Below are 22949 nucleotides of genomic sequence, written 5' to 3'. Positions count from 1 at the left end.
GCCCAGGCGACGCCCCTTCCGCCGCTACTCTGAGGCCTCGTCGGGCTGAGGCGCAGGGGGCGTGCATGGTTCCAGGGGTCGAGGTCTTCTTCACCGAAGTACGAGCGGCATGCGCCGACCTCGCGGGCAGACTGGGTCTTGAGGGGCCCGTCGAGGCGGAGTCGGGCCCGCCCCTCGCCGTCGCGACCTACACGGGCCCGGGCGTGACGTACGAGGTGGTCCTGGGTCTCTGGGACGGCTACGTCGAGATCCACGCCTGCCGCGAGACGCCGTCCACGCTCTGCAAGGTGAGCGTCGAGAAGCTGGCACTCGCCGCCGGCGTCGTCGACCGGCCCGGCGGTGTCTCGTTCAGCGCCCGCAGCCTCAGACAGATGAAGAAGTCACTGGCCGGCCAGCTCCGTTACGTCGAACTCGTGCACCCCCTGGTGAGTGGGGACGTGGAGGGCGCGGTGGAGCTGATGCGGCGGGCGGACGCCCGGGAGTGGAGTCGGCCGGCTGTGACGTGAGGCCGGTGCCGAGCAGGCGTCGCCCTTCCGCGTCGGCCGTCCGGCCGGTCCGCCGAGTCGGTCGCCGGGCCGTTCCGCGTCGGTCCCGGGCCGCTTCCCGCAGGCCGAGCGGCGGGCGTTGTCAGTGCCGGCTCGTACTGTCGACGGCATGGGAATCGTGACGTTCGTCGACGAGACGACAAGCGGGGGCCGTAGCGACGGCTGGGGGCTGGAGATCGCCGAGGAGCGGCTCACCGTGCGTGAGTTGATCCGGCGCCGGGTGTTCCAGGAGGTCGCCGAGTACAACGCGCGCACACCGGGTGCGGTGTTCCAGGGGCTGGTCCAGCCGCAGGACACCGAGCGGGTACTGAACGGTTACGCGCTGCGGACACCCCGGCGGACAGACCCCGAGACCCAGACCGAACTCGCACTCCGGGCCTTCGCGGGCAACGGCTTCCTGGTGCTGGTCGGAGACCGCCAGGTCACGGACCCGGACGAGGAGATCGACCTCCAGCTCGGCACCGAGGTCACGTTCCTGAAGCTCGTCCCGCTGGTGGGTGGCTGATGATCACCTCTCCCGCCGAGTACGCCCGGCTGACCCGCGAGATCCTCGCGCTGACCGACGCCGGGGACATCGACCGCCTCGTCCCCGAACTCCTCGCGCTCGCCGACATGGTCGACGACCACTGGGGCTGGGAGGGCCGGAAGGCCGTCGAGGCGGTGAGCGCCGCGGACACCGGGTTCCGGCGACGACTCGTGCACGCCCTGGCCGTCCAGTACCACGCCCGGGAGGCGGGCTCGGTCGTCCGCCGCCGTATCGTGCACCTGCTCGACGCCCTTCGGGGCGAGGATCTGCTCGAAGGGCAGCCGCGAGACACCCGGGCGGCACTGATCAGCCTGGCCGCCGAACAGGAAGTGCAGTACCAGCCGCAGCAGATGATCGCCCTCGCCGAGCTCGAACTCGCCGACGGCCGGGAACTCCCCGGCGACTTCGTCGCCCTGGTCCGCCGCTCACGCCTGATGCTGTGGAACGGCGGAAGCGCGCTGGGCCCCCTCGCCGACCGCCTCACCAGCCCTGTCCTCAACCCCGGTGAGGCCTGGTCCGACCGGGCACTCGCCGACCTCACCGGCCCTTCCGGTCGCGGCGAGGAGTGGACCCGGCTCCTCGCCCACGCCGCCACCGCCACCGCCGCCCGCCCCTCGGCGAAGTGGGAGCGGGCGGGGCGGGCCCTGATCGACGGCCTCGGTACCGAAGAGGTGCGCCAGCGGCTGCTGCCCTGGTTGCGGTTGGTGGGCAGGCCCCGCACCCGCCCCCTGCTGCCCGCGCACTACGGCACGGATCCCAACGCCACCTTCGACCCGTACAACGCCAACGCCCTGCGCGGCCTGACGTGGCTGCTCTCCTTCCTGCCCGCGGACGTCGAGACCGCCCGCGCCCTCGGCGCCCTCGTCGAAACGGCCCTGCGCAAGGTCCCCGGCGTCGGCCCGGTCAACCCCAAGGTCGCCAACGCATCGGTCACCGCCCTCGCCCGCCTGGACGGCGAGACCGCCCTCGCCGAACTCGCCCGCCTCGCCACCCGCGTCACCTACAAGGGCACGCTCAAACTGCTGAACACCGCCCTGGACGCGCGCGCCGAGGCGATGGGTCTCAGCCGTGAGGAGATCGAGGAACTGGCCGTCCCCGCCTACGGGTTGACGGAGGTCGGGCGCACCGAACAGCACCTGGGCGAGATCACCGCCGTGCTGGAGATCCGCGGCTCAAGGTCCGTGCTGACCTGGCACAACGCGACAGGCAAACCGGTCAAGAGCGTCCCGGCGTCCGTGCGCCGGGACCACGCCGACAACCTCAAGGAACTGAAGGCGGCGGCCAAGGACATCGACAAGATGCTCTCGGCCCAGACCGAGCGCCTGGACCGCCAGTTCCTGGCCCGCCGGATCTGGCCGTACGCCGCCTGGCGCGAGCGCTACCTCGACCATCCCCTGGTCGGCACCCTGGCCCGACGCCTCCTGTGGACCGTCGACGGCACCACGGTCGGGTACGCCGACGGAGAGCTGCGCACCCTCACCGACGACCCCGTCCGCGCGGGCGACGAGGTGCGCCTCTGGCACCCCGTCGGCCACGAACCCGCCGAGACCGTCGCCTGGCGCGACTGGCTCGAACGCCACGAGATCACCCAGCCGTTCAAGCAGGCCCACCGCGAGGTGTACCTCCTCACGGACGCCGAGCGCACGACAGCCACCTACTCGAACCGCTTCGCCGCCCACGTCCTGCGCCAGCACCAGTTCCACTCCCTGGCCGCCGTCCGCGGCTGGCGCAACAAGCTGCGCCTGTGCGTCGACGACGAGGCACCACCGGCGACCCGCGAACTCCCGGACTGGGGCCTGCGCGCCGAGTACTGGATCGAGGGCGACGGCCAGACCTACGGCGAGGACACCACGGAGTCCGGCAGCTACCTCCGCCTGCGCACCGACCAGGTCCGCTTCTACCCGATCGACGCCCCCGGGAACTCCGCACACTGCTGCGGCGGCGAGTACCGCATGTGGCTGCGCGACGGGGCGACCCCGGTCGACGCGCTCCCTCTCGACACCATCCCGCCCCTGGTTCTCTCCGAAGTCCTGCGCGACGTCGACCTGTTCGTCGGCGTGGCCAGCGTCGGCAACGACCCGACCTGGCAGGACGGCGGCCCCGGCGGCCGGTTCCGCGAGTACTGGACGTCGTACGGCTTCGGCGAACTGGGCCAGAGCGCCGAGACCCGCCGCGTCCTGCTGGACCGCCTGATCCCGAGGCTGGCGATAGCCGACCGCTGCACCCTGGAGGGCCGCTTCCTCCACGTGAAGGGAGAACGCCACACCTACAAGATCCACCTCGGCTCCGGCAACATCCTCATGACCCCCGACGACCGCTACCTCTGCATCGTCCCCAAGTCCAACGGGCCCACGCCCCAGGCCGGTTACCTCCCCTACGAAGGCGACCGGATGCTGGCGGTGATCCTGAGCAAGGCGATGATGCTGGCGGACGACCGAAAGATCACGGACCCGACGATCCTGAGCCAGCTGTAGGGGGCCGAGCCGCCGATACGGGCGAGGCCCGCCGGCCCCGCCCGTATCGACGGACCTCGCCCGAGGGGCCCTTCGACTCACCCGAGCCGCTTCACCCCAGCCGCCTCACCCGATCGCCATGCGCGCCGCCCAGTAGCCCGCCTTGCCGATGATCTCCGTACCGGCCCCCGACAGGGCGGTCCTGCTGCCCGGGTGGAAGCGCACGGAGCCGTCGGACCGGACGGCCCAGATGTCGGGGACGGAGTCGCCGTTGCCGTCCGGTGTGCCCATCAGCAACGGGACGGCGGCCCGGGACCAGCCGGAGACGCCGTACTCGGTGTCCGCGCCTCCGGAGGAGTTCGCGGCGGACGCCAGGGAGTTCAGGTCGACTCCGCCGCCGCTCGCGGCGACGCCCTTGCGCAGTATCAGCCGCCCGGACGAGTCCGACCGGTAGACGAGGTCGGCGGCGCCGTCGCCGCTGACGTCCATGACGGTCACCAGGTCGCGGTCGGTCCAGGCCGAGGAGGCGATCAGGCGGATCGCCTGGTCGACGGTCGCCCCGTGGTAGCCGGTGAGAGCCCACAACTCGGAGCCGGCGAGGGCGAGGAAGTCGGTGCGGCCGTCGCCGGTGATGTCGCCGGTGGCGACGATCTGCGTGAGGGCGGAGGGAGTGGGAGCACCGGCCGGCAGCAGGATCTCCCGGCGGCGGTCGATGTTGACGGCGCCGTAGCCGTCGCCCGGATACACCCAGAGCCGGTCCCCGACCCGGGCCACGAGGTCCTGGAGTCCGTCGCCGCCGTAGATGTCGCCGTTGTGGGTGATCAGCGCGTTCTTGAAGTGACCGCCCGGTGCGCTGACGTAGGGAGGCAGGTCGTCCCCGTTGGGATCCTTGTCGGGGTTGGCCCGGTACGCCCCCGGCATCGAGTACTGCAGGTCGCCGGTTCCCTTGCCCAGGGCCCCGGTGCCGGGGGCGACGGACGCCTGCGAGGGGTACAGGACGAGGTTGCCGAACTCGGTGACCACCATCATGTCCGGCAGTTGGTCGCCGGTGAAGTCGCCGGCCTGGTCGGCCTGGTCGCGCGGGGTGACGTAGAAGAAGTACTTGGTCGGCTCGGAGACGTTGTCCGCGCTGTCGACGGCGCGGACGTAGAGCACATTGGGTCCGGCCGCCGGTGGTCTGGCGTTGGCGATGGTACTCGGGACGCTGGTGGCCGAGCCGTTGGTGCGGCCCAGACTCCCCGTGTAGCTGGGGGCGTTGTAGCCGTACTCGTAGCGCACCACATCGGTGTTCTTGGCGCGCACGGTGAAGGAGCCGGCGGTGCCGAACTTCTTGGTGGACCAGGTGGCGTCCTCGGCTCCGCTGCCGAAGCCGTTCTCGCCGCCGTCCGCGTTGGGGAAGTCGGTGGAGGTGATGTGGGGCGGGCGGGGCGCGGTGGTGTCGAGGACGAACCGGCAGGGTGATTTCGGGTACCAGCCGGAGGTCGACCCGGCGTCGTCCAGTACCCGCACTCGCCAGGAGTACGTGGCGCCGCTCTTGAGCTTGCTCGTGGCGAACGCGTCGGTGGTCCCGAGGGCCGTGCCGCGTTCACTGCCCACCGAGACCTTGCCGATCGACTTCAGCAGGTCGCCGGTGGTGTCCCACTCGCCCGTCTGCCACAGATCGAAGTCGAAGTAGTCGAGGTTCTTGTCCTTGTCGGTGGCCTTGGCGGTGAACGTCAGGCCACCGGAGCCCATGCGGACGTACGGCTTGGTGGTCGTGCACTTGCCGTCCGGGCCGAGGTCCAGGGAGTTGGAGAGGATCGCCGGCTTGCGGTTGTAGACGAGTTCGAGCACGGGCGCGTAGTCGCCGTTGGCCTGGAACTTCTTCCACGCGTACTGGGCGTTCTCGTCCCGGGCCCGCATGCCGAAGGTGATCATGTCCTCGCCCTTGTCGGCGGCCTTCTGGGCGCCCTTCTTCACGTCGAACTTCTCGAAGGCGTCCCGGCAGCCGGACTTGTAGCCGTGGGCGAAGCTCTTGGTGGCCAGCTTGTTGCCGTCGTGCAGCTTGGGCGCGTTCTTCCAGTTGGTGTGCCCGTTGATGTCGCTGGTGAGGTGGACGCTCATCGAGCGGTCCTGGCAGGACCAGGAGTAGGTCTCCAGCACCTGCAGCTTGGCACTGGTGATCTTGGTGCCCTTGAGGTCCTTGTCGAACAGGATGTTGAAGAACGACCGTGAGGTGCCCCAGGTGTCGGACTCGAAGCCGACGCGGGCCTCGTGCGTGCCGCCCGCGTTGAAGCCTCTGCCGTTGTAGAACGTGGCGTTGGGATGCCGGTTGTACGCGGTGGTCCAGTTCTGGGTGTGCTTCTTGACGGAGGGGTCGATGAACACCGGGTAGGTCGTCGCCGGGTCGTCGAGGAAGTCCTGGTCGGGGGTGAGCAGCCACTTCCCCGTGGTCAGGTCGGCTTCGACGAGTTCGCCGCGCGAGTCGGGGGAGGGGCCGTCGAGGGCCGGCAGGCTCAGCGTGGCGGCCGAGCCCGTCTGTGTCGGTGCCGGGGTCGGCTCGGCCGGTGCGGACGGCACCGGGGACTCCGACACGGTGGGCGCCGGGCCGTCGGACGCCGACGGCAGCACCTCGATGTCGGTGTCGCTCTGCTCGTCCGACTCGACCTCCTCGTCCGTGGCGGTCGGGCTGTCACTGGGCTCGGGCTCCGCCGTGTCCGAGGGGTCGGGAGTCTCGGAGGCGGTCGGCTGGGCGGTGGCCCCCACGGATCCGTCGGTGACGGCCGGCTGCCCGCTGTTGTCCCACATCAGCGGGGTGGGGGACATCGCGACCTCTTTGTCGTCGGCGTTCTCGGCGCTGACGATCCCCGACACCGGGTCGAGGTGGAAGGTGAGGCGGGTGGAGTGGAGGCCGTACACCAACTGCCGAACGTGCGGATCGGCGGCGGCCTGACGGTTCTTCAGGACGACGAGCTGCCCGAAACCGTCGTCGTCGGCGGTGAGCACGAGGTCGGCGCCCGGGAAGATCTCCGGGTACAGCGCACGGTTGCCGTCGATGACGGGGGTCGGGACGGGGCCGGGCCAGGTGAGCTGTATCTCGTACTGGGCGGCATCGCCGACGTACAGCGTGACCAGGGGGGTTTCGGTGGCGTCCGCCGCGGTGCTCCGCATCGCTGCGGTTTCCCGCAGCAGGGACGCGCGCCGCACGGTCGAGCGGGAGGCGCGCTGTCCTTCACGCTCGGCGGCGCGTTGTCCGTCGCCCTCACCGGAACCCGCCGAGAAGACCATCCGGGTGTTGGTGACCGCAGGCTCCCAACCCGCCTTGGTGCGCCGCAGGTTCGGGTCGATCTTCTTCCACTCGCCGTCCACCTCGGCGCGCACGGGCGACGAGTGGAGCCGCTTCATCAGCAGGCCGTCGGGGCGGGCCCAGGTGGTGGTGCGCGCGGTGCGCGCGGCCGTCACCTCGACGCTGTCTCCGGTCCGCGCCGCCTCGGTGAGGGCGGCGGCTTCCGTGACGGTCTTCGAGCGCCGGTCCTGGCCGCCGCTGTCGTGGGCGGAACCGCCGTCCAGACGGAACCCGGCGTAGACGATGCCCGTGGTGGCGACCACGGTGGCCAGCAGTACCGCGCCGGTCCGACGACCGGGCGTCCGGCGCCAGTTGCGCGTCATCGGACGAGTCCCCTTCCCCCTGGTTCCCCTCGGCGCGGGCGCAGGACGGGCCGCGGCCGAGCCAGCCGATGATGACCCATGGAGGAACTGTCGTCACCCTGTGGAGATGGTGCGTGCCGCTCCGGGGGCGCGGGAGCGGGCACGTGGTGAGACACGCGGGGCAGGCGAATCATGGGCCCAAACGGGGCAAGTAGTGACAGGCGTCGGTGAGTTGAGGACGCTTTTGTTGAACTACCGGACCTTGGTGCCCTTCTCGACGCATTCGTAGCGTAAGAATCCGTTACGTACAGTGACGATCATCACATCACCTCGACAACTCTGGCGATTCTTTACAGCCTGATCACAGAATCTTTGCCGTCTGATAAGTCGTCACGCGTGGTCCTTCACCGGTCCCGCTTCAAGTGGTCCGGGGGACCCCGCCGTGTTCGATCGACTTCCGCATGCCCGCAGACGTCGCATGGCGCGTGCGGCGGTGCCGGTCACGGCCGCCGCGTTGCTGGTGGGCCTCCTGCCCGTGCAGGCCCTGGCGTTGCCACCGGATCCCGCGACGGCGGAGGTCGGGCGGGAGTCGCTTTCCCTGGAGGGACTCGACCAGGAGACGCCGGTTCCCGGCAAGGACTCCAGCCAGCACCTGGAGACGCTCAGGGCCGACGCCCCCGCCGACCTCCTCGCGGCACCGACCAGTACCACGACCACGCCGGCCGGCACGGGTTCGGTCGCGTTCGGCTCGACGGCGACGGCGACGGTGGCTGCGACCCGTACCGCCGCGGCGAGTGCGGAACAGGCAGCGCTCAGCCCCGCCGGGACCCTGCCCGTCAGCCTCGGCCGGGCCCCCGACCAGCCGGCGCCGACGGGCACATGGCAGGTCACCATCCCGGAACGCACCTCGGCGACGGGCCTGGGCGTGGACGGTGCCGTCCTGGTGGTGGAGGCACCCACCACCACTGCCGTGCCGGTCTCCGTCAAGCTGGACTACTCCAGGTTCAAGAGCCTCTACGGCGCCGACTGGGCCTCCCGCCTGCGTTTCGTGCAGTTCCCCGACTGCTACCTGACCACGCCGGACGACGAGGCCTGTCAGACGTACGAGGAACTGGAGACGACGAACGACACGGCGTCGAAGTCCCTCACGGCCACGGTCGACCCGGCGGCCGACGGCACGGTGACGCCCGCGTCGACGACGTCCTCGGCATCCCGGAACTCCGGCGTGGTCCAGGCAGCCTTCGGGCAGTCCGCCTCGGCGACACCGATCGCGACCGCCGGCGGCGGTACTGCCGTCGTCGGCGCCGTCGACTCCGGCAACGGCGGAGGCGGCACCTTCAAGGCGACGCCCCTCGCCTCGGACGGCAAGTGGGAGGCGGGCGGATCGTCGGGTGCGTTCACCTGGTCCTACCCGCTGACCGTGCCGACCCCGCCCGCGGGCCCGGGTCCCAAGATCTCCTTCAACTACAACTCGCAGACCGTGGACGGCCGTACGGGCGTCTCCTCGCCCCAGGCCTCCTGGATCGGCGAGGGCTGGTCCTACGACCCCGGCTACATCGAGCGCCGCTACCGCTCCTGCCAGGACGATCGCAAGACACTCAAGGCCGGCACCCCCAACAACACGGCCAAGAGCAACAAGACGTCCGACCTGTGCTGGGTGTCGTACAACGCGGTGATGTCGCTGGGCGGCAAGACCACCGAACTCGTCAGGGCCGCCGCATCCGGCAGCGACCCCGAGAAGGACACCGAGGTCTACCGTCCCCAGCAGGACGACGGCACCCGCGTGGAGCACCGCGTCGGCGGCACCAACGACGACGACAACGGCGAGTACTGGGTCGTCACCACCGCGGACGGTACCCAGTACTTCTACGGCCAGAACAGCGTCGGCGGCGGCCACGCCACCACCGACTCCGTCTCCACCGCCCCGGTCTTCGGCAACCACCCCGGCGAGCCCTGCCACGCCTCCGCGTTCGCCGACTCCCGCTGCGGTGCGGGCAAACAGCAGGCCTGGCGCTGGGGCCTGGACAAGGTCGTCGACGTCCACGGCAACACGATGATCGTCAACTGGACGCAGGAGACGAACTACTACGCGGTCCGCAAGAAGTTCAAGTCGCCCGAGCGGTACGACCGTTACGCCTACCCGGCCTCCATCGAGTACGGCATGCGCCCGGACAGCCTGACCAGGCCGTCGGCGACGGTGGACTTCGGCGTCAAGCAGCGCTGCCTGAAGTCGGACACGGCCTGCACCGCGGCCAACTTCGCCAAGACCGACGACCCCGGCGCCTACCGGCCCTGGTGGGACACCCCCGGCAACCTCAACTGCAAGTCCACGTCCAAGCTCTGCCCGCCGTTCCCGTCCTTCTGGACGCAACTGCGCCTGGACACGGTGACGACGAAGGCGGCCCGCGCGGGACAGACCGGCCTCGGCCCGGTCGACAAGTACACGCTGCGCCAGTCCTTCCCGCAGGACTGGTACGACACCTCGCCGGGCCTGTGGCTCAACTCGATCACCCGCACCGGCTACGCGCCCGGCGACACCACCGGCACCCTCCAGTCCAAGGACGGCGTCAGCTTCGCGCACTACACGGTCGGATCCACCTCACCCCTGAGCGGACGCCTGAAGGACCGCCAACTGCCCAACCTCGTCCTCACCGGCAAGAGCGACCAGCGCCCCGGCTTCACCCGCCCCCGCATCGGCATCGTCTCCACCGAGTACGGCGGCGACATCGAGGTCGAGTACACCGGCGGCTGCGCCACCGAGCCGGCCGAGGACAAGGGCAAGAGCAACGGCACCTGCTACCCGGTCCGTTGGTCACCGGACGGCGACGAGAAGACCCCCGCGAAGTCGTGGTTCAACAAGTACGTCGTCGCCTCCGTCACCGAGATCGACAAGGTCACCTCGCACGGCAAGCCGGTCGTCAGCCGGTACGCCTACTCGGGTCCGGCCTGGGCCAGGAGCGACGACGAGTTCAGCCGCCCCGCACTGCGTACCCACAACGACTGGCGCGGCTACCGCGAGGTCAAGGTCACCAAGGGCGGCAAGTCCACCTCCGAAGTCGGTGTCCCGCAGGTCCAGTCGCAGTCGGTGACCCGCTACTTCCAGGGCACCGGCGGCACGGTCAAGGACTCCACCGGCACCTACACACTCCTGTCCGACGACGCCCCGCAGTACGCCGGCATGACGGCCGAGGCCATCACCTACGTCGACTCCGACGGCAAGATCCTCAAGCGCACCCTGAACCACCCCTGGTCCCAGCAGACCGCGTCCCGCGCCCGGGAGAACGAGGACGCGACGGACGCGGACCCGCTGCTCGCCCACCGCACGGGCGTCAAACGCTCGGACGACGTCCAGACGGTCGGCGAGAGTTGGCGTGCCGTCCGCACCCTCACCACACCCGACGACACCTACGGCCTCCCCGTCCAGGTGGAGACGGCGGTCGTCAGACCGAGCGGCACCACCGAGGTGCTCTCCGACCAGACCTGCACCAAGACGTCGTACCTGCACAACACTTCGGCCTGGCTGATCGGCCTGCCCAAGGAGCAGCGCACCACGGGCACCTCCTGCGCGGCCCACGCCACGGCAGACCCCGGGACCCAGCTCAAGTCGTCGGTCCAGAACACCTACGACGGGCTGGCCTACGGCGCGACACCGACCAGGGGCCAGATCACGTCGATGGCCGACATCAACGGGGCGGGCACGGCCCACTCCGTCGTCACCGGGACGACGTACGACACCCTCGGCCGCGTCCGTACCCTCACCAAGCCGGGCGCGGGCACCACCGAGACGCAGTACACGCCCGCGGCGGGTGGCCCGGTCACCGCGACGAAGACGATCAACGCCAAGGGGCACGCCGTAGTCGCGTCCTACGACCCGGGGCGCGGCATGCCGCTCACGGTCACCGACGCCGACAACCGCGTCACCCGCACCGAGTACGACGCCCTCGGCCGCCTGGTGAAGGGCTGGTCAGCGTCGCGTTCCTCGGGCGGCAAGACGCCGAACGTGATCATCGACTACCGGCCGGCGACCGCCACATCCAAGGAGAACCGCCCGGCCGCGGTGATCGTCGACACGCTCAAGGACGACGGCTCCTACGCCCGCGGCATCACCCTCTACGACGGTCTGACGCGTGAGGTCCAGCAGCAGACCGAGGCCCACGGCCCCGGCCGGATCGTCGTCGACACGGACTACAACGACCACGGCCTGGTCGTGAAGAAGACCGGCGGCTACCTCGCGAAGGGCGAGCCCAGCACCGAACTCTTCGCCCCGAGATCCCTGTCGCTGATCCCCAGCACGACCCAGTACCGCTACGACGGCCTGGAGCGCGAGCACCGCGCCTCGGTCTACCACGGCGGCGCGTACAAGTACGCGACGTTCACCACCCATGACGCCGTCAGCACGACGGTGAACCCACCGGGCTCCACAGCGCCCAAGACCAGGACGTACACCGACGCCCTCGGCCGGGTCACGTCCGTCCTCCACTACACCCAGGACGCCAACAGCTCCACCGCCGGCCGCACCACCACCTACGCGTACGACGCCCGGGGCAACCGCAACAAGGTCACCGACCCGGCGGGCAACGCCTGGTCCTACACCTTCGACACCCGAGGCCGTCTGACGTCCTCCGCCGACCCCGACACCGGCACCACGGACACCTGGTACGACACGGCCGACCGCCCCAACCGCGTCAAGAACGCCCGCGCGCAGGAGATCTTCACCGAGTACGACGTCCTCGGCCGCGTCCGGTACGTCCGCGAGGGCTCGGCGACAGCGACACCGGTCAAGGAGTTCAAGTACGACGAGACACCGGGCGGCCTAGGCAGGCCGTCGGAGTCCATCCGCCACACGGACACCGGCGACTACGTCAACCGTGTCACCGGCTATGACGCCGACTCGCAGGTCACCGGCAGCGAGACGACCATCCCGGCCAACGCGATGACGACAGGTCTCTCCGGCACGTACGCCTACTCGTACACCTACACCCCCACGGGCAAGCCGCAGTCGGTCACCCTGCCCGCCATCGGCGGCCTCTCCCAGGAGAAGGTCGTCACCCGCTACAACGCCGACGGCCTGGCGGAGTCGACCTCGGGCCAGTCCTGGTACACGGCCGACGCCACCTACTCGCCCTACGGCGAGGTCCTGCGCACGGTCTCCGGCTCCCAGCCCCACCGCGTCTGGACGACGAACTTCGTCGACCCCCACACCGGCAGTCTCCAACGCACGGTCGCCGACCGCGAAACCGCCGACCCGCACCGCATCACCGACAGCTACTACTCCTACGACGCCTCGGGCACGATCACCTCCAACGCCCGCCAGCTCAGCGACACTTCGGGTACCACCTGGGACACCCAGTGCTTCACCTACGACGTGATGGGCGAGCTGGCACACGCCTGGACGTCGACCATCACCCCGACCGGCGCCGGCACCGGCTGCAAGTCGGCAAGCGGCACGACCTGGGGCCCCCGCACCACGCACGCGACCTCCTCGGGCCCGGTGGCGGACGCCCCCGACGCGGCATCGGACGCCCTGAGCCCCGACGCCTCCCTCACCTCGACCCTCGCCGCGGCAGCCCCGGACCAGGCAACCGTCTCCACCGGCGCCACGGCCTACCGCCAGTCGTACACCTTCGACTGGATCGGCAACCGAGCGTCGATGACGGAACACAACCCGGCGGACGCCACAAAGAACGTCACGTACAAGTACGGCTACGGCAAGACAGTCACGGCCGACACCCTCACCCAGCCCCACACCCTGACGTGGACCACCTCCACCCCGACCGGCCAGGACAGCGCGTACACCTACGACGCGACGGGCAACACCACGACCCGCGACCTCTCCACCACCACCCAGACGCTGGCCTGGTCCCCGGACAACAAGCTCGACTCGATCACCGACGACGGCACGAAGACGACGTACGTCTACGACGCCGACGGCAACCGACTCCTGGAGAACTCGGCGACGGGCTCAACCCTGTACCTGGGCGATGCCGAGCTGACGACGGACACGGCAGGCAGCATCACCCGATCCTCCCGCTCCTACGCCCAGCCCGGCGCCCCGACGGTCGTCCGCACGACGAGCAACGGCGCGACGACGGGCCACAAGCTCAACGTGATGATCGCCGACCATCTGGGCACGGCGAACACAACGGTCGAGCTGTCCGGCACCCAGCCGATTACGCGCCGAGCCTTCAAGCCGTACGGCGACCTGCGCGGACCGAAGCCGGTGAACTGGCCCAACAAACGCGGCTACTTGGGCGTGGGCATCGACGACGAGGCCACCGGGCTGACGCATATCGGAGCCCGCGAGTACGACCAGAGCTCGGGCCGCTTCATCTCCGCCGACCCGATCATCGACATCGCGGACCCGCTGCAGATGAATGGTTACGCGTACAGCAACAACAGTCCGATCAGCATGAGTGACCCGACTGGACTCAAACCCGTCCACGACGGTGGCGGTGGCGGCGGCGGGACGCCTCAGGATGACGAAGAAGACGCGAACGTTAACGCGGACTGGGTAGCGAGCCAGACGCCGGTCACGAACGATACCCAAAGCCTGATGAACCACATGGCGGAGTCCAGTCCGAACGGGCAGAACCCTGACGGAAATTACTGGTCCACTCCCATCATGGAGAACAGTGGCCCGAGTAATGCATGTTTCGGCCGACTGGCTTGCTCCAAGGCATACAGGTTCTTGGTGCAAGGCGGTGACGCGGCCGGGGCCAAGCGTATAGCCGCTACGTACTGCATCGAGAACTACAGCAAGTGTGAGGACGACGCCCGAGCGTATGAACGGGGGATGCTCATCGAAAGCTTCGTCGCCGCTTTGATCGGTGGCGGCAGGGCTACGAGGGGTGGCAAAGGGCTCATCGGCTGTAAATGCTTCCTGGCCGGCACTGACGTCCTCATGGCCGACGACACCACCAAGAACATCGAGGAAGTCAAGGTCGGCGACGTAGTCAAGGCCGCCAATCCGGAGACCGGAGAGGTCGGCCCTCGGACAGTGACTCGGCTCATCCGCACCGAGGGCGACAAGTACTTCAACGAGTTGTCCATTGCCACCGAGAACGGCCTCGAGAAGCTTACCGCGACACACGAGCACCCGTTCTGGTCTCCATCCGAGCATGGCTGGGTTCCAGCAGGGAAGCTCAAGTGGGGCATGAGCGTACTCACCGATGAAGGTGACACGGTCACCGTCAGCGGCAACAGGGCATTCACGATGCGGGCGCGTACTTACAACTTCACCGTTGATCACCTGCACACGTACTATGTGCTTGCGGGGGCCACGCCGGTCCTGGTCCATAACTGTGACGGCGGCGTTATTTGGGCCAATGAGAACGCCAATATGAGTTCTGCGGCACGTGCTTATGATGCCGGAGCGGTGGGCTCCAGGACTGGTGTAGCTCCGGCGCTTCAGTATTATAAATCTGGCAAGAATAGCCTGTCTCAGATCAAGTTTGACGGGTTTGATGCAGCCAACGGGGTGATGATCGACCGAAAGGTAAGCGTCACGACCTTCAATAAGACATACCGGCAGGCTATGAATCAATCTCTAGCGCTTGAGCAGAACGGTTACACGGGTCGGTGGGAGGTCCCCACTGCAGCCGAGGCCGCGCGGGCCCGAAAAGTCCTAGGCGGCCTCCTGATCACCAACATTCGAGTAAGGGTTGTGCCCTGATGGACGTAAAAAAGATCCTGGTTTGTGCATTCGTGAGCGTCGTCGTCTCGATCGACTTGACGGACGATGAAGATATTGATCCGGATATCGCAACCGATATCCTTGAACCTGCTGCCGCTGTCTTCCGTGACCTTTCGGAAGAGGGGCGTCGGGAAGTTACTTCCCTGATTCTCGAGTGCGCCGAAAGGGAAGATAATCCGGAGCGCATGAGGGCAATCATGGGACTTCCGGAAGCCATCGGGATTCTTAATGAACAATGATTCATGGGCGTCGTCTCTGCGAAAAGGCTGAACGTGCATGAAGCCCTCCCTGGAACGGCCAGGGAGGGCAGCCGAACCCTCTGAGGTAGTCAGGGAATTGCGGGCACCCCTGGAGCAGATCGTAGCTTCGGGCATGAGGGAGGACGGCTTGGCTGAGGCTTGGCTTGAGACAGCCGGCGCCTCGTATGATCCGCGTCAGGATGGGATCGCTATGTCCCTCTGGTTTCACCAGATGATCGATGCGCTGGTGTAGCTCTACCCGGAGCTGAGCGTCTGGGTGTAAGCACAAAACTGAAAACTCGTCAGAGCATCTCTGTCGAGGCTTCCAGAGATCAGGCGGAAGCCCTTCCGGTCTGACCCGCTCACCAGCAGGTCGGGAGGGCGCCCGCGAAGCCGTCGCGGGCTCGTGCCGTGCGTCGGCGCTCGGGCCGAGCAACCGTACCGGCAGCCTGGGCCCGATGTCTGGCTGGGGGCGTGACGGCGGAGATAACTGGGCTGGTCCCGGTGCGGGTTGAGCCGAGACACACGTGGCGGGTGATCGGTCGGCGCGCCCGTCGTCGTGGCCGACTCTCTGTGGCTGAGGCCAGAAACTCATGGCGATGGGCACGGCACGCATGTGAGGGACCGTTCCCGCCGAAGCTGACGAAGGTGGGGAGCCTCGATCGGCTGCGCCCGGCAGGGACGGGAGTTGGGTAGATCAGCGCGGTGCGGCGCATCGGAGGACGGGGCGGGTCAGGTCTGCCGCCAGGCCCGCCAGGGCCGGGCGATGATCTCCCGGTAGGTGTGGTGGGACGGGTTTTGGCCGCAGTGCCGCAACACCCATTTCTGCGGGGTTTGCTTCGCGGGGGATGGTCGGTCGTGGGGGAGGTGGACGAATTGGAATCGACGGAGTGGCCAGTTCCTGTTTTCTGTCGCAACGGGGAAGTTCTCGTGCCATACGATGATCCGTCACTCTCTGTAGCGAATGAAGGGCGAATTGGATCGCAGGACACCAGTGACTACCCGGAAGATGAACTTGGAGGTTCAGGCTTTGTGGAGATCAAACTCACGCGGCTCGTCGTGTTTCTTCAAGGTCGGCAACTGTGCAGCACTTGGCCGGTGGTAGTGCCATTTGTGTCGTGATCGACCCGAACGAAGAGCCCTATGTGTGACGGGAGCGGTTCCAGTTCAGACCTCACATGATCGACGGCTGCCTCACTGGAACCAGCCTGATCATCGAACCCTCGTGATCACTCGGGCAGACACTATGAGTTCAACCTGAGTACTGCCCCCAACCTGTGTTCGAGCAGAGGCTGAAGAGCTGGCCTCGTGTGTAGGCCAGTTGCACCCAGGACGAACGCAGCACGCACGAGGCTTGTCCCAGGTGGGGCCTCGGTCTAGCAGGTTGGCCAGATCCGGTCCATGCGACGTGGGCGCCAAGTGTCTGTGCGTACTTGTCCACGCGCCTTGCGTGGCACCCCATGTTGTTGTGGATCAACCGTATATCGGGCATCTGGCAGCGTGTCCCGATTCGCGGTTCACGCGAGTGGTTGGGATGGAACGGCCGTTGGTGCCACGTACGTTGGTCTATCCCATTCCGCCGTCAGACCGCCCCAGGTACCCTGGTCTACATGTGGCCGGAGGGGGCGGTGCATGGCCGACGCGACTGATTCGTGGGAGTACGACACCTTCATCAGTTACGCACGATTCGACGAACAGACGCGTGGCTTCATGCCCGACTTCACGAAGGCATTGGGTGAAACGTTTCGCTCGTTGACGGGTCGACCGCTACGGTTGTTCGTCGACACTGCCGATATTCCGTTCTCCGCGTTGTGGGAGACGAGGCTTCTGCAGGCTCTCCGGCGAAGTGCGACGCTCATTTCCATCCAATCGCCCTCGTACGCCTCTTCCGCCTGGTGCTCACGGGAGTGGGACACCTTTATTGCCCTTGAGAAGGAACGCAGGCTCGAGTACGACCTGCTGCCTCACGAATCTCTTGTCTTCCCGGTCCGCTACATTTCCACGGGGTCCGGTTCTGCCACCGGACCGGACGCGGCCCGCAGAATCAAAGAGGCGAAGGCCAGGCAGAGCGTGGACCTGACCGACGTCACACCGCAGGAACCCGGTTTCGCCGTACGCCTCTCGGGGCTGAGCCGTGACCTTTCCAACATGCTCGACGCTTTGCCCCGGAAGCGGCGGCCTTTGACACGGGAGCAAGATGAGTCATCGTTTCGTCCCGGTGTTTCACCGGAGGCCGAGTTCCCGCTCGTCAACACGCATCGCGGCCAGGACCAGCGCCGGTTCGTTGAACTCCTGAGCCAGGCCCGCTCGGTGACCGTCATCACGGTGTCCGACGAGACGTTACCGGATCTCCTGGAGGAAGCAGCGCTGCGGAAGTCCCGGACTGCTGAGGGGTTCTGGGATCACCTGCACATCGTCTTCCCGGATGATTCCGTCCTGCCGTTCATCAATGACGGTCTCAGCGCGAGATTCCCCGACCGGAACACCGCGCTCGCGGAACGTAAACGCCGCGTCTGGCAGGCACGCAGGCGTCTCATGTCCCTGTTGCTACGTTACGGCCGGCTGGGTCATTGGACGATCTATGTTTCCCCCTTTGTCGCACCTTTCACTGGAGCGCTCTTCTCAATGCCGAACGGCGACAAGAGTATCCAGCTCTCGATTTCTCGACCGAAACTCGAATCTCGTGAAGACCTGCGGGTGAACTTTCTCGACCGCGTGGACGACTATTTCGAACAGGCCTTCAGGGAGGTCGTCGAGTCGAGTCGCGAGGAACATGAGATCGTGCTCTTCGGTGAGCCCTCGCCGAGTACCCCAGAATTCCGTTGCCGTGGTGCCCGGTTCAGGCGCAGTGTCCTGGTCGACGGTCAGGAAACCGGAGACTGGCTGGCCGCTCTGGTGGCGATAACGTGGAGAACCGGAAGATCGGGTGCCGAGCCACTTCTGCAAATCAATACCCCACGTACTTCGACTCGAGAGATGGGGAAGATATCCCATGTGAGTGGATATATTAACCAGCGGGACTGCGCCGTCCAAGAGGACGGCGCCGCGGTACTCTCTGGTGACTCCGGTTTCATTGTTTCCGAGTTCATGGGTCGGACCGCGCTCGGCCGAGAACTCCTGCAGGACTTCGGAATATCGGAGTTTCCCGAGGCGGCCAGCCTGGTGGATGTGCTCAATTTTTATTATCCGGACAAGGAGAATTTATTCTTCTATCTCTTTGAGCAGCAGCTGCCCAGTGAGGCGAGATATACCACCGAGTCGCACATGCTTCCCTGGAAGATGGATGATCTCGTGACCATCAGGGAGCACCAGGTGCACTCCAACGTCCTCGCTGTCTGCGGGAACGAGTCACTGGAGCCGTCTCAGCGTGACGCCCTCACCCATGTTCTCTGCCTGAACCTGCGTCTCCATGGCAGATCCGATGCGGCAGAAGCGCTCGCCAGGGAGTCGTCGTGCGGAACCGGAGTGTCCGAGGCGCTGCTCGCCCGGTTCTCCGAGGCCGCGGAGAGAACGAAACGTTCGAGGCGCTCTGGCCACAAGGCGATCTATATCACCGGAATCGCAGGACTGCAGTACCGTGCATTCTTCACGCATCTGGTGCCGACATACTCCAGGATAGGTGTCGCAAACGCATCCCAGTTAATCGATGAAATTCGGAACGACGCATCAAGAGCGAAAGCGATGGCGGAACTTTCCGAAAGTTATGGCGACCATGAATTCATGGAATCTCTTCCTTCGGAAGTCTAGAAGGCCAGCGGTGAGGAGGGCTTTATGACCGAGATAAGAGAATTTTTCGACGCCGCCTACGAGGGTTCGGAGAGGTACTGGTGGCGGCATACGCACCGGTACTCAACCGATCCCGACAGCCACCCGGCATCGCTCATGACTCAGTCGATCTTGCGCTGGGCGCAGCGAAGACGGCCTGGCCGTGCTCTCGACATAGGCAGCGGGGAGGGTGTGGACGCCATCAGACTTGCCCTTCTCGGATGGAAGGTCGAGGCTGTGGAATTAAGTCATGTCGGGGCCACCAAGGTCCGCCGCTTCATGCGCGAGGCCGAGGTCGAGGTAACGGTGCATCACGCGGATATCCGTGAATTCAAGCCTGCCAGCACGTTTGATCTCATCGTGTGCAACGGAGTTCTGCACTACATCGAGGACAAGTTCGCACTGTGCAGGCAGATGCAGGACATGACAATACCGGGTGGCATGAACGCTGTGTCATTGTGGAGTACGTTCAGCCCGGTTCCTCAACCTCACCGAGTGGTGCCGACTTTCCCGGACGATGAGGACGGCGCCGTCGTGGCGGCCTACGGCACGTGGCAAAAAACTCTGCTCTACCTGGAACGGAGGAAGCAGGAGGCCGCCCACGACGACATGGAGGCGCACGCCCACAGTTACATCAAAATGATCGCCGAGAAACCGTTCGATTTGAACGGATCATGAGGAGCTCTTTTACGCGCCCATCGCCTTGGTGACCAAAGGGAGCGACCGGTCGACGAAGCTCGTCACCTGCATTCCTTCGCGCTCTTCGCTGAGCCGGTCCAGGCTGAAATACTCGACGCGTTCGACTTCGGCCTCCTCGATCTTGATGGGGCCATCGTACTCGCCGAGGAAGACGCCGACCATCTCGCGATCCGCCTCCGAGTAGAACTTTCCCACCCACTGGCACTTCGTCTCGATTCCCAGCTCTTCATGGAGTTCCCGATGGGCAGCTTCTCCGTAGGTCTCACCCGCGTTTACGTGGCCGGCAGCCGCGCCCGACCAGTACAAGGGGTAGAATCGCTTGGTGGCGGCGCGCTGGTGTAGCAGCAACTCACCGCGGCCATTGTGCAGCATGACAAATGCGACGCGACAGATTAATCCCTTTTCCTCGATCTCGGTCTTTTCGGCTTTTCCAATTACTTCATCGTCCGTGTTGACGATATCTCGCATAGACTCTCTCCGAAATGGTGAACCCGCGTTGCTCGGGCCGTGTCCGATACGGGGCAGCTTAGCATTGTGCGCTACGTGGATTTCATGGAAGGCAGCTATTTGCCGGGGTCTTGTCGCATCTCGTGCGCGGGCGCGCGCAACATGTTCGGTGTACTCACGGTAGGCACTCAGGTTTAACTCGTAGAGCCTGTGGGGTGGTGACGGTCCGTGATCCCTGCGGTATGACGGGATCATGAGGTACGCGCAGAGGGGCAGGTATACGCCCGTCGAGCAGGAGAAGCGGGAGTTGCTGAAGTGGAGGAGGCCAAGCGGTTCGAGCGCGGTGATGATGCCGTGGTGGCGAAGGACCTGCGGGTCACGGAGCGGAAGGTGCGGCGGCGGCGCGAGGGCGGGGCCGCGGCGTTGAAGTCGAAGGGGGAGCCGCGGGAGCGGTTGTCGGGCCGGGAGGTGGGAGCGGCTGGAGGCGGAGCTGAAGCGGGGGCCGCTGGCCCATGGCTTCAGTGATAACCAGCGGTCGACGCTGGGCCGGATCAAGATCCTGATCGGCAGGCTGTTCCACAAGGGCTACACGATCCAGGGGGTGGCCAAGCTGCTGAAGCGGCATGGCTGGTCCTGCCAGGTCCCGGTGCGCCACGCGATCGAGCGGGACGAGGAGACGATCGAGATGTGGACGGACGAGGCGTGGCCGCTGTTAGAAGGACAGCGGAGGACCTGGGCGCCTACATCTGCTCCGAGGACGAGGCGGGTCAGGGGCTGAGGCCGCCGAAAGGCCGCACGTGGGCACCGAGCGGAGCGCCGGGCAGCCGTGGCGGGCCGACGCTATCGTGGGAGGCGCGACACGCTCTGTAATCAATGGAGGACCGTGGTGACCATCATGACCGAGCGTCCGACGGCCATAGATGCTCCTGAGCCCGGAGCCTTCGCGGACATGCTCCGGATCGTCGAGGAGATGGACACACCTGTCGGCTACAAGGCCGAACTCATCCGGGGGAAGATCGTCGTGTCGCCGTGGTCGAAGCTGCGCTACAAGAAGGTGATGAAGTCGCTTCGGTTGCAGCTGGAGCCTCACACCCCGGAGGGGCACGACGTGGATGTGGCGCCCTTCCTCTTCACGTTCCCGGGATCCGAGCGCGGCTTCGGCCCCGACCTGCACGTCGCCGACGAAACCGCCTTCGACGCCGACGGCCGTCACGCCGACGGTGCCGCGCTCTCGCTCGTCGCCGAGCTGACCTCCGACTCCACGAAGGACGTCGACTGGCTCGACAAGCTGGACACCTACGGGCGGGTCGTCCCCGTGTATCTGCTGCTCGACATGAAGGTCCAGGAGATCTCCGCCTTCTGGGACCCGTCCCCCAAGGGCTACCGCTCCCGCACCAACGTGCCCTTCGGGCGGCCGTTGCGTGTTCCCGCCCCGTTCGACTTCGACCTCGACACGTCGGAGTTCGTCGTCCTGGCGCCGGACGACGACTCTGGGGCGGACGGCGCGGACGAGGAGCCCAGGGCGCAGGCCTGACGCCGGACGTGTAGGACATCCGCCTGGCCGGGGGACCGCTCAACCGCTCTTCGGCTGCCCCGCCTTGAGGATCTCCGCCACGTCAAGGGTGACCTTGGCGCCGATGGACTCGGGGAGAGTGACGAGTTCGCCGGAGGCGTGGACGCGGTGGTTGGCGTACTCGCCCTGGCTCGGCTCGGTGAGGACGTGGAGGCGCTGGTGTTTGCGGTCGACGATGACGTACACGGGCACATGGGCGCCGGCGTAGGCGGCGACCTTGGTCCGCAGGTCGGCCTGGTAGTTGCTGGACGTGACTTCCAGGACGAGACGGAAGGCGAGGGGCTCGTAACAGTTGTTCTCGACGAGGTGTTCTTGGAAGTCGGCGTCCACCAGCGTGAGGTCCGGGACGGCGTAGTCCTCGGTACCGGTGGGAAGCCAGAGTCCGATGCCCTGGAGCACCTGTGACTCCGCTCCGTGTAGTCCGGCGGTGAGGAAGGGCACCATGAGGCTGGTCAAGGCACTGGCGTGGGCACCGTCCGGGGGCGGGGACACGAGGATCTGGCCCCCGATGATCTCGACGCGGTAGCCCGGGTTGCGGTCCATGAGGCGGTTGGCCTCCGCGATCAGCGGACGGTCGGCGTGCGGCCGCTCGACGGATGCTGCGGACATCGCGTGCCTCCCGTGGGCTGGTGTCGAGAGAATCATCGTAGGCCGGACGGGCTGCCGGCGTCCGTTCATGGCGCTTCACCCGAACGTGGCCCCACGCCCACCCCCGCCCCCACGAGGGCCCCTGCCGACGTGCGTCGCCGAGGAACGGGCTCACATGCTACTGAGCGACCGCGCGTAGTTGATCTGCCCCATGACCGCGGGGAACGTGTGCGGGCCCTGGGCCGGGATCATCGTCGAGTGGTGGCGGCCCGCGCTCGTCACGGTGATCTGGATGTAGCCGACGGTCCGCTTCTCCTTCATCAGGAGGAAGAGCAGGCCGAGGAGGCAGAAGATGAAGAAGAGGATGGCCAGCACGATGGCGTGCGGGGGCATCTTCTCCTCGGTGTGGGACATGTCGGTGGCGTTCCACACGGCGCCGCGCAGGGGGAGGGGGCCGGCGGGCGTGATGATCTGGTCGCCCATCACCGTGATGTCCCCGATGGCCAGCATCGGGGCACCGCCCATGGCGGCCGGGACGTGGACCGGGAGCGGGGCCGCCGGTTGCTGGGGGAAGCCGTACGCCGGAGCCGTCGGAGTCGCCGGTTGCTGGGGAAAGCCGTACGCCGGTGTCGGATTGGGGTATCCGTAGCCCGGCATCGTGGGCGGCTGGGCGGGCGGTTGCCCGGGGCCCCACTGGTTGGGGCCGCTCTGGTGGGGCCCGCTCTGGTACGGGTTCGGCTCGGTCATGGTCTGGTCCCCCGAATTGCGACTGTGTGTTGGGTGATCGGGCTCTA

Annotated in this window: 14 protein-coding genes; 9 read left to right on the top strand and 5 right to left on the bottom strand. The window is 66.9% G+C overall.

Translation table 11 applies throughout. From position 1 onward, the window contains the following. Window positions 1–65: 65 nt before the first annotated feature. The 3 genes from ACZ5VD_RS36660 (at window position 66) to ACZ5VD_RS36650 (ending at window position 3545) form a co-directional block, all read left to right on the top strand. A complete protein-coding gene (locus ACZ5VD_RS36660) occupies window positions 66–506 on the top strand; it encodes a hypothetical protein (protein ID WP_468684795.1) in 441 nt (146 codons plus the stop codon). A gap of 148 nt (window positions 507–654) precedes the next feature. Then, entirely contained in the window at window positions 655–1050 is a 396-nt protein-coding gene (locus ACZ5VD_RS36655; RefSeq protein WP_468547495.1) for a hypothetical protein, read from the top strand. Further along, complete coding sequence (locus tag ACZ5VD_RS36650; protein WP_468684793.1) at window positions 1050–3545, top strand: DUF4132 domain-containing protein; 2496 nt, start codon at window positions 1050–1052, stop codon at window positions 3543–3545. Before ACZ5VD_RS36655 ends, ACZ5VD_RS36650 begins: the two co-directional genes overlap by 1 nt. Before the next feature lie 105 nt (window positions 3546–3650). Here the strand turns inward: ACZ5VD_RS36650 and ACZ5VD_RS36645 are convergent, their stop codons facing one another. Then, complete coding sequence (locus ACZ5VD_RS36645; RefSeq protein ID WP_468684792.1) at window positions 3651–7172, bottom strand: DNRLRE domain-containing protein; 3522 nt, start codon at window positions 7170–7172, stop codon at window positions 3651–3653. Between the two features lie 457 nt (window positions 7173–7629). On the opposite strand from ACZ5VD_RS36645, the gene ACZ5VD_RS36640 reads away from it, so the two are divergent. After that, a complete protein-coding gene (locus ACZ5VD_RS36640) occupies window positions 7630–14823 on the top strand; it encodes a polymorphic toxin-type HINT domain-containing protein (RefSeq protein WP_468684790.1) in 7194 nt (2397 codons plus the stop codon). A gap of 32 nt (window positions 14824–14855) precedes the next feature. Further along, a complete protein-coding gene (locus ACZ5VD_RS36635; protein WP_468684789.1) occupies window positions 14856–15083 on the top strand; it encodes a hypothetical protein in 228 nt (75 codons plus the stop codon). A 732-nt stretch (window positions 15084–15815) separates the two neighbouring features. Here the strand turns inward: ACZ5VD_RS36635 and ACZ5VD_RS36630 are convergent. After that, window positions 15816–16025: a DUF7848 domain-containing protein gene (locus tag ACZ5VD_RS36630; protein ID WP_468684826.1), complete on the bottom strand. Its 210-nt coding sequence runs from the start codon at window positions 16023–16025 to the stop codon at window positions 15816–15818. A 690-nt stretch (window positions 16026–16715) separates the two neighbouring features. On the opposite strand from ACZ5VD_RS36630, the gene ACZ5VD_RS36625 reads away from it, so the two are divergent. Next, on the top strand, window positions 16716–18830 hold the full coding sequence (locus ACZ5VD_RS36625; RefSeq protein ID WP_468684787.1) for a toll/interleukin-1 receptor domain-containing protein: 2115 nt from the start codon (window positions 16716–16718) through the stop codon (window positions 18828–18830). A gap of 24 nt (window positions 18831–18854) precedes the next feature. Continuing rightward, entirely contained in the window at window positions 18855–19526 is a 672-nt protein-coding gene (locus ACZ5VD_RS36620) for a class I SAM-dependent methyltransferase (RefSeq protein WP_468684786.1), read from the top strand. A 9-nt stretch (window positions 19527–19535) separates the two neighbouring features. On the opposite strand, the gene ACZ5VD_RS36615 is transcribed toward ACZ5VD_RS36620, so the two are convergent. Then, window positions 19536–20015, bottom strand: a complete 480-nt coding sequence (locus ACZ5VD_RS36615; RefSeq protein ID WP_468684785.1) for an NUDIX hydrolase — start codon at window positions 20013–20015, stop codon at window positions 19536–19538. 457 nt (window positions 20016–20472) lie between these two features. Between ACZ5VD_RS36615 and ACZ5VD_RS36610 the strand changes: the two genes are divergently transcribed. Then, window positions 20473–20772: a helix-turn-helix domain-containing protein gene (locus tag ACZ5VD_RS36610; RefSeq protein ID WP_468684824.1), complete on the top strand. Its 300-nt coding sequence runs from the start codon at window positions 20473–20475 to the stop codon at window positions 20770–20772. A 117-nt stretch (window positions 20773–20889) separates the two neighbouring features. Then, the gene (locus tag ACZ5VD_RS36605; RefSeq protein WP_468547836.1) at window positions 20890–21528 is read left to right on the top strand and encodes a Uma2 family endonuclease; all 639 of its coding nucleotides are present in this window, start codon (window positions 20890–20892) and stop codon (window positions 21526–21528) included. A gap of 39 nt (window positions 21529–21567) precedes the next feature. Here the strand turns inward: ACZ5VD_RS36605 and ACZ5VD_RS36600 are convergent, their stop codons facing one another. Continuing rightward, complete coding sequence (locus ACZ5VD_RS36600; RefSeq protein ID WP_468547482.1) at window positions 21568–22176, bottom strand: Uma2 family endonuclease; 609 nt, start codon at window positions 22174–22176, stop codon at window positions 21568–21570. Between the two features lie 150 nt (window positions 22177–22326). After that, window positions 22327–22902 (bottom strand): hypothetical protein, encoded by a 576-nt coding sequence (locus ACZ5VD_RS36595; RefSeq protein WP_468684783.1) that lies wholly within the window; start codon window positions 22900–22902, stop codon window positions 22327–22329. Window positions 22903–22949 lie beyond the last annotated feature (47 nt).

This window comes from Streptomyces sp. NPDC032822 (genome assembly GCF_055578825.1).
Note: the sequence above shows the minus strand (reverse complement) of the source record. Positions and strands in the feature narration are given on the sequence as shown.